Here is a 4,434-nt window from a genome sequence, read left to right on the forward strand (position 1 = left end):
GTCTCCCCATGTGAGAGTAGGGAACTGCCAGGCATCAAATAAAGCAGAAAGCTCAGTCGAAAGGCTGAGCTTTTTTGCGTTTGTGTCATCCGGGGAGGGTGCCGGCATGCCTCTCCGGTGGCGCTGCGCTTACCTGGGCCAGGGGCCTTGCGGGGTCTGTAGCCCGGACCGGTACACCACATCACCACCGATAACGTCCCGCAATATTATTGCCTCTGTAATCAGGCAAGCCTTCCCCCGCCAGATACGGTAAACTAACGCCGATTTTGCATCAGGAAGCCACTATGAACCACTCCCTCAAACCCTGGAATACCTTTGGCATTGAGCGATCCGCCAAAACGATAGTACGCGCCGAAACTGAGCAACAGTTGCTAAGCGCCTGGCAAACCGCTGCCGCGGCTGGCGAACCCACGCTAATCCTTGGTGAAGGCAGTAACGTCCTGTTTCTGAACGACTATGCCGGTACGGTGATCCTCAACCGGATTATGGGGATCGAGGTGAGCGAAACCCCGGATGCCTGGCGCTTGCACGTCGGTGCCGGCGAAAACTGGCATCAACTGGTGCAGTTCACGCTACAGCATGCGATGCCTGGTCTGGAAAATCTGGCATTAATCCCAGGCTGCGCAGGATCGTCGCCGATCCAGAATATTGGCGCCTACGGCGTCGAATTACAGCGGGTCTGCGAATATGTTGACTGCATCGAGCTGGAAACGGGACGTAAACAACGCCTTTCCGCGGCGGAATGCCGTTTCGGCTATCGCGACAGTATCTTTAAACATGAATATCAGGACCGCTACGCCATCGTCGCGATTGGCTTATCGTTAGCGAAAGCGTGGCGACCTGTGCTGAGCTACGGTGATTTAACACGTCTCGATCCGCAGACAGTCACCCCGCAACAGGTATTTGATGCGGTCTGCCATATGCGAATGACTAAATTGCCGGATCCAAAGATTAACGGTAATGCTGGCAGCTTTTTTAAGAACCCGATCGTCAGCGCTCAGGTTGCTGAAGCGCTGCTGGCGCAGTTCCCTCATGCACCGCACTATCCGCAGGCAAACGGCAGCGTCAAGCTTGCCGCTGGCTGGCTAATCGATCAATGTCAGCTCAAAGGAAAACGCATCGGCGGCGCGGCCGTGCATCGACAGCAGGCGCTGGTACTGATTAATGAAGATCAAGCGACCAGCGAGGATGTGATAAAGCTAGCCCATTACGTTCGCCAGCAGGTGGGGGCAAAATTCAATGTATGGCTTCAGCCCGAGGTGCGCTTCATTGGAACGCATGGTGAAGTCAACGCAGAGGAGAGCATTGCGTGAAAGACCATACTATCCCTTTAACGCTAATTTCTATCCTTGCTGATGGTGAGTTTCACTCAGGTGAACAGCTTGGCGAGCAGTTAGGCATGAGCCGGGCGGCGATTAATAAGCATATCCAGACGTTACGCGACTGGGGCGTCGATGTGTTTACCGTGCCGGGCAAGGGGTACAGCCTGCCAGAGCCCATTCATCTGTTGGATGAGAAAAAGATCTCCCAACAGATAGAACATGGCCGAGTGACTGTCCTTCCGGTAATCGACTCCACTAACCAGTATTTGCTGGACAGACTGGATGAGCTGACGTCCGGCGATGCCTGCGTAGCTGAATATCAGCAGGCAGGGCGAGGCCGGCGAGGCAGAAAATGGTTTTCCCCCTTTGGTGCGAATCTCTATCTCTCGATGTACTGGCGTCTGGAGCAGGGCCCGGCAGCGGCGATTGGCCTAAGCCTGGTGATTGGTATTGTGATCGCTGAAGTGCTGCAGCAACTCGGGGCCGAACAGGTTCGCGTGAAATGGCCAAACGATATTTACCTGCAGGATCGTAAGCTGTCAGGGATCCTCGTGGAGCTGACGGGGAAAACGGGCGATGCCGCACAAATCGTCAGCGGCGCGGGTATCAACCTTGTGATGCGTCGTGTGGAGTCTGATGTCGTCAATCAGGGTTGGATCAGTCTTCAGGAAGCGGGGGTGGTCATCGACCGTAATCTCCTCGCCGCGCGCCTGATTAAAGAGCTGCGCCTGGGACTGGAGCTGTTCGAGCAGGAAGGGTTGGCTCCTTATCTGCCGCGCTGGGAAAAACTGGATAACTTTATTCATCGTCCGGTAAAACTGATTATCGGTGATAAAGAAATTTATGGCATTTCCCGCGGCATTGACGCCCAGGGTGCGCTATTGCTGGAGCAGGATGGTGTGATAAAAGCCTGGGTTGGTGGTGAAATATCATTGCGCAGCGCAGAATAAAAAAGGGAGCTCCGGCTCCCTTTGCTTTATTTACGTAAGCGTACCTGATTAACAGAATGATTGGCGCTCTTGGTCATAATCAGGCTGGCGCGCTCGCGAGTTGGAAGGATGTTTTCCTTGAGATTCATTAGGTTAATCTCATTCCAAAGCGAGGTGGCAATTTCGACCGCTTCTTCCTTCGACAGCTTGGCGTAATTATGAAAATAAGAATCCGGGTCGGTAAATGCCCCTTCCCGGAATTTAAGAAAGCGGTTGATATACCAGCTTTTCAATAATTCTTCCGGGGCATCGACATAAATAGAAAAGTCGACAAAATCCGATACGAATACATGATGCGGATCGTGTGGATAATCCATCCCACTTTGCAGAACATTCAGTCCTTCAAGAATGAGAATATCCGGTTGAGCGACGGTTTTATCGCCATCGGGAATAACATCATAAATTAGATGGGAATAAACCGGTGCAGTTGCCTGTGGTACCCCTGATTTGAGATCGGAGACAAACTTCACCAGCCGATGCATATCATAGGACTGCGGAAAGCCTTTTTTCTTCATTAACCCACGTTCTTTCAAAACTGAGTTAGGGTGCAAAAATCCGTCAGTGGTAATGAGTTCGACATGGCGATGCTCCGGCCAACGGCTCAGCAAGGCCTGCAGTACACGGGCGGTGGTGCTTTTTCCTACCGCCACGCTGCCAGCGATACTGATAATATAGGGAATTCGCTGACCGTTGGTGCCAAGAAATTGTTCGAGAACAGCCTGACGACGCAGGTTAGAACTGATATAGAAGTTGAGCAAACGCGACAGCGGCAAATAGATCTCAGCAACCTCTTCCAGAGAGAGATCTTCGTTGATGCCTTTTAACCGCGTGATTTCTTCCTCGGTTAACGTCATCGGGACAGAATCACGAAGTGCAGCCCATTGGTGGCGGTTAAATTGTAGGTACGGTGTCATTAACGTCTGCTCTTTTTGGCTCATAAGCATGTTCTTACCATCACCGAATACGTTGAAACGGCGATGCTTCACACGAGTTAATCAGGACAATGGGCAGGAGGGTAACACCAGATTGCCGGGAATAATAAGAAAAAAACTCATTGAATGCCGCTTTCTCGCGCCAGCGTCACAAGAGAGGAATAAGTTTCTTATGCTTTGCAAAGCATGGCCTTTGCTAACAGGATGGTACTAACGGCCTGCTGCCTTTCAGTTTACGGTCAGTATACGTTCCTGGTAAACGTGGCTGACCGAAACCGCGCCTGATGGGCCCGTTTGTTGGCGATTATTTGCACTCCTTTGTTTGAAATTACACCGTTTTTTCGCGTAAGAGCACAAAATGTGAGCAAGAGAACGTTTTATGCAAATTTTTAGTTGCATGAACTCGCTCCTCTCCCTAGAATGCGCGCTACTTGATGCCGACTTAGCTCAGTAGGTAGAGCAACTGACTTGTAATCAGTAGGTCACCAGTTCGATTCCGGTAGTCGGCACCATAACAATTTGGGTGGGGTTCCCGAGCGGCCAAAGGGAGCAGACTGTAAATCTGCCGTCATCGACTTCGAAGGTTCGAATCCTTCCCCCACCACCACTTTCTGGCGACGCTTTGCGTAGCCGGAGTTGGTTGGGTAAACTAATCAGCTCAATACTAAAGAGAGCAGTCTTTTTAGTATTACAGAAAGAACTGGGTAGCCGAGTTTCAGGATGCGGGCATCGTATAATGGCTATTACCTCAGCCTTCCAAGCTGATGATGCGGGTTCGATTCCCGCTGCCCGCTCCAGACGTGCTGATATGGCTCAGTTGGTAGAGCGCACCCTTGGTAAGGGTGAGGTCCCCAGTTCGACTCTGGGTATCAGCACCACTTCTTTTCTCTCCTTCCCTGTTTCTCTTCTGTTATGTTCATTCAACAAGTCGGGCATGTTGCCTGGTTGATGTGGTGATATCACCGATTTATCCGTGTCTTAGAGGGACAATCGATGTCTAAAGAAAAGTTTGAACGTACAAAACCGCACGTTAACGTCGGTACTATCGGCCACGTTGACCATGGTAAAACAACGCTGACCGCTGCCATCACTACCGTTCTGGCTAAAACCTACGGTGGTTCCGCTCGCGCATTCGACCAGATCGATAACGCGCCGGAAGAAAAAGCTCGTGGTATCACCATCAACACCTCT

The 4,434-nt window shown here is 51.4% G+C and carries 4 protein-coding genes and 4 tRNA genes; 7 read left to right on the forward strand and 1 reads right to left on the reverse strand.

Features of this window, described 5'->3' with window-relative positions:
• Positions 1-284: 284 nt before the first annotated feature.
• Together murB and birA are read left to right on the forward strand one after the other, a co-directional pair.
• Positions 285-1,313, forward strand: coding sequence for a UDP-N-acetylmuramate dehydrogenase (gene murB, locus ACLH1I_RS26285; protein WP_135722631.1), 1,029 nt, complete (start codon positions 285-287; stop codon positions 1,311-1,313).
• Entirely contained in the window at positions 1,310-2,272 is a 963-nt protein-coding gene (gene birA, locus ACLH1I_RS26290; RefSeq protein ID WP_004206834.1) for a bifunctional biotin--[acetyl-CoA-carboxylase] ligase/biotin operon repressor BirA, read from the forward strand. The genes murB and birA overlap by 4 nt, the downstream gene beginning before the upstream one ends.
• A 26-nt stretch (positions 2,273-2,298) precedes the next feature.
• Here the strand turns inward: birA and coaA are convergent, their stop codons facing one another.
• Complete coding sequence (gene coaA, locus ACLH1I_RS26295; RefSeq protein ID WP_004206833.1) at positions 2,299-3,249, reverse strand: type I pantothenate kinase; 951 nt, start codon at positions 3,247-3,249, stop codon at positions 2,299-2,301.
• Positions 3,250-3,679: 430 nt separating this feature from the next.
• On the opposite strand from coaA, the gene ACLH1I_RS26300 reads away from it, so the two are divergent.
• The 5 genes from ACLH1I_RS26300 to ACLH1I_RS26320 all read left to right on the forward strand — a co-directional run.
• Positions 3,680-3,755 (forward strand) — tRNA-Thr (locus ACLH1I_RS26300).
• Positions 3,756-3,765: 10 nt separating this feature from the next.
• Positions 3,766-3,850, forward strand: a tRNA-Tyr gene (locus ACLH1I_RS26305).
• A gap of 115 nt (positions 3,851-3,965) precedes the next feature.
• A tRNA-Gly gene (locus ACLH1I_RS26310) sits at positions 3,966-4,040 on the forward strand.
• 5 nt (positions 4,041-4,045) lie between these two features.
• Positions 4,046-4,121: transfer RNA gene (locus ACLH1I_RS26315), tRNA-Thr, on the forward strand.
• Between the two features lie 115 nt (positions 4,122-4,236).
• A partial coding sequence (locus ACLH1I_RS26320) for a GTP-binding protein (RefSeq protein WP_032440645.1) occupies positions 4,237-4,434 on the forward strand: 198 nt, incomplete at its 3' end.

It is taken from the genome of Klebsiella sp. 1SOBk10mer (genome assembly GCF_046602535.1).
GTDB lineage: Bacteria > Pseudomonadota > Gammaproteobacteria > Enterobacterales > Enterobacteriaceae > Klebsiella > Klebsiella quasipneumoniae.

What these genes read in the sequence shown, in the direction of transcription:
- murB (WP_135722631.1), top strand. Translation starts at nt 285, where the DNA reads ATGAACCACTCCCTCAAACCCTGGAATACCTTTGGCATTGAGCGATCC.
- coaA (WP_004206833.1), bottom strand. Translation starts at nt 3,249, where the DNA reads ATGAGCCAAAAAGAGCAGACGTTAATGACACCGTACCTACAATTTAAC.